3 protein-coding genes and 1 pseudogene are annotated in these 3,426 nt (G+C 32.2%); all 4 read left to right on the top strand.

The features are described from left to right. The first annotated feature begins 276 nt into the window (after positions 1 to 276). On the top strand, positions 277 to 798 hold the full coding sequence (locus RT41_RS09990; RefSeq protein ID WP_054640051.1) for an FMN-binding protein: 522 nt from the start codon (positions 277 to 279) through the stop codon (positions 796 to 798). After that, entirely contained in the window at positions 798 to 1,568 is a 771-nt protein-coding gene (locus RT41_RS09985; protein WP_096819261.1) for an FAD:protein FMN transferase, read from the top strand. Before RT41_RS09990 ends, RT41_RS09985 begins: the two co-directional genes overlap by 1 nt. Next, positions 1,552 to 2,835, top strand: coding sequence for an FAD-binding oxidoreductase (locus RT41_RS09980; protein ID WP_180752721.1), 1,284 nt, complete (start codon positions 1,552 to 1,554; stop codon positions 2,833 to 2,835). The genes RT41_RS09985 and RT41_RS09980 overlap by 17 nt, the downstream gene beginning before the upstream one ends. A gap of 86 nt (positions 2,836 to 2,921) precedes the next feature. Then, positions 2,922 to 3,141: pseudogene (locus RT41_RS10815) on the top strand (transposase); the annotation flags it as partial. Positions 3,142 to 3,426 lie beyond the last annotated feature (285 nt).

The raw sequence follows: 3,426 nt of genomic DNA, 5'->3' as shown, positions 1-3,426 counted from the left end.
ACTCTAAGATTTAAGGATAACATCATTGATTGCCTTATAATAATAATAATAATTTCACACGTCACTTATAACAAATTCAGATGCTTCTTGTCTATTTTATTCTGAAAAGCAAATCTTAAAAAAAAAACAAATTATATTTTATCATCAAATTTTTGTTACTTTATCATTTTATTTAAGTTATGGCTTCTTTAATTTTGATAACATTAATCTGTTAATAAAATTTTTTATTAATTAAAAACATAAAAATATAAAAAATTAGAGAGAAATGATAAATATATGAAAAAATTAATAGCATTTTTCGTATCGGTACTAATAGGATTTTCAGCGTTGTTAGACTCATACTGGTTGTTTTTCGCAAACAAAATATCAACGCAAGTTTCACCTGACTTGAAGTCAACAGTACCTACAATATTTTCGAAAACGGTCAAAGTCCCGCCTGTTTCTAGTACAGGAAAACAATCGAATTCCACAACCACGAAAAGCAGTAGCACAGTAAGAAGCGTAGGGAAATATAAAGATGGAACATACACAGGAACAGTGATAAATACAAGTTGGGGAGCTGTACAAGTTCAGGTCACAATAAGTGGCTCACAAATAACAAATGTTACTATGATTCAAAGTACAAGTTCCGACGGGCAAACTCATAGTGAACTTGTAGATAGTCAAGCCGAACCAATCTATATTTCAGAGACAAAATCATCACAATCTTCTAAAATTCAGGCAGTTTCAGGTGCTACTGTAACTTATTATGGCTATACTAATTCCCTTCAGTCAGCTCTTGATCAGGCGGTGATTTAATGAATATCATACAAAAAAACTTAACTAAACATACGATGTACACTTTAGTCCATAAAACAATGGGAACAGTTTTTACTACACAAATTATAGCCAATGAGCGTCTATCTCAATGCGAAGAAAAAAAAGTCATCAAACATCAAAGACTGTTGGAAAATTATTTAGAGCAAGTAGATGCTAGATTTTCAACATATTTAAATGACTCGGAGGTAAGTCTATTTAACAGAGGAGAAATTAAGATAACAGAAGTATCAGACGTTTTTATTTTTGTATTCAGCTCCTGCTTCGCTGCTAAATTAGCAACAAATGAAGCTTTTGATGCAAATTACAATGATAAATTTGACCCCTCTGGGTTTGTAAAAGGCTGGTCCATTGAAACGGGACTAAATAATTTTTTAAAACCTCTTTTTAAAATTGAGCACATTCAAGCTATTAATTTAATCGGAGGTGGTGATATGCAATTTGAGACTAGGAATGGATCAAATTGGGTTTTTGATATTGGAATAGTTAACCCATATAGTAAAAAAGAGATTATTAAAACATTGGCATTGACCACAGGTGCCATAGCTACATCGGGTATCTCGGAAAGAGGAGAACATATTTATAGAAGAAACAAGAGTGTTCTACAAGCTACGGTAGTGGGTACTTCCCTTCAGGAAACGGATGTATGGGCAACAGCTCTGATGGTAAATCCAAAAGCTAGTTTACCTAAAAATATCACCGGTTTTGTATTTTATGCATTGGAAGGAGATGAAAATGTTAAAAACTCATAAGTATTGGTTAGGACTTTTTTGGCTTTTTGCTATATTTGTGTTACCAGTGCCCTTATTGACTACACTATCATATGGATTAAAAAATACTTTGTTTGAAAGCAATCTTTTTGCGTCACAAATCGGAATAATCGCATATGTTTGGATGCTCTTCGTCATAGCGATATCGACAAAACCTAAGTGGATAGATAAAATGATAGGACTTCCTGAAATGTATCTTGTTCATGGCCTAATTGGACTTGGAGGTGTTATTTTAGCATTAGTTCATAAAATGATGATTCAATCTTTTGGATTAATAAAATTGACAGGTACTGCATCTCTCATTCTGTTACTTACTGTCGCAGTATATTCTATCTTTTTTTTGTCGGGATGGTTAACATCAAGGATAAAAATACTTAATGTTTTAAAACAAGATTTGGAAAGGCTTCTCAGGTATGAAATATCTGTTTGGTTGCACCGACTTAATATTGTCGCGACTCTTCTTATTTTTGCCCATGTTATTTTGATACCATACATAGCGAATATAAAACCATTTATGATTTTGTTTTTTACCTATTCTGGTATAACGGCATTGATGTACCTCTATTACCACTTTATGAAACCTTTTACTTATAAAAAAGGGATACTTATTGAACATACACAAATAGCAAGTTCTGTAACAGAATTAGTCATCCAGACAAAACATCTTTGGAATTTCAACGCAGGCGATTTTGTTTATTTATCCTTCCCGGATGTCGATGGTATGAAAGAAATGCATCCCTTCTCAATTCTAAATTATGACAAAAAAAGTCACCAATTAATATTTGCAATTAGAAATTGGGGAGATTTTACAGCTCGTTTGAATAGTCTGCCTAAAGGAACAAAAGTAAAAATTGATGGTTCATATGGTAGATTACTACAGTCCATAAGGGAGAATAAAGGAAAAAAATTAGTATTTATCGGATCGGGTGTTGGATCTGTCCCACTCATTTCGCTTACTATTTCATTATTCGAAAAATATAAAATTTCATTTATTCGTGTTGCTTCAAAACAAGAGGACTTGATTTACGAAAGCTATTTAAGAAATCTTTCAAATAACAACACTAATTTTAATTATTTTTCTCAACTTGGTCGTCTTAAGAAAAATCAGATTAAAAATATTGTAAATGACAATAAAAATTCATATTTCATTGTTGGAGGATCAACACAGATGATGATGGGAACAATGAAATTATTAAAAAATGCAGGCGTGAAAAAATCGCAAATATATGGTGAAAAATTCAACTTTTAATATTTTATCTGGTCAAGGAAATAATAAAATCTGATGTTAACCTAGAAAAATGGACAGCAGCTTAGGTAATTTGGTACACTCAATTTATGGTTAAACGATATGATCAATGTTTCAAAGAAACTCTGGTAGAACTTTATTACTCAGGGCAAAGTGTTCCGAGTCTATCAAGCGAATATGATATTGCACAAACGACACTTTACAAATCGATTGATAAATACTCAAGGAAAGGCGGACAAGATTACTCTAAGGCAGATTTTATTGCCTTAAAAAAAGAATTAGCTCGTGTCCAAGAAGAACGTGACCTCTNTTGACCATATTCGCCGAGAAAAAGAAATGACCAATTCAGAAATGATTCAGATGATTAAAGAAGAACACTTAAATATTACCCACTCTTGCCTCCTATTTGGATTCAACCGCTCGAGTTTCTATAACCAAACACAACGAAAACTTTCTTCTTCAGAACAACGCAGAAGAATTTTATCACTTGAGATTAAATCAATCTATGAATCACACTAAAACAGTGACATATATAAGAAAAAATGAGACTTTAAAGCAGAAGTAACGTGCCGTACTCGATTAAATTCGATATCC

This window comes from Lactococcus fujiensis JCM 16395 (genome assembly GCF_002441655.1).
Classification (GTDB): domain Bacteria; phylum Bacillota; class Bacilli; order Lactobacillales; family Streptococcaceae; genus Lactococcus; species Lactococcus fujiensis.
Note: the sequence above shows the minus strand (reverse complement) of the source record. Positions and strands in the feature narration are given on the sequence as shown.

Excerpts from the sequence above, each read along its gene's own strand:
- RT41_RS09980 (WP_180752721.1), top strand. The coding sequence starts at position 1,552 with ATGTTAAAAACTCATAAGTATTGGTTAGGACTTTTTTGGCTTTTTGCT.
- RT41_RS09990 (WP_054640051.1), top strand. The coding sequence starts at position 277 with ATGAAAAAATTAATAGCATTTTTCGTATCGGTACTAATAGGATTTTCA.
- RT41_RS09985 (WP_096819261.1), top strand. The coding sequence starts at position 798 with ATGAATATCATACAAAAAAACTTAACTAAACATACGATGTACACTTTA.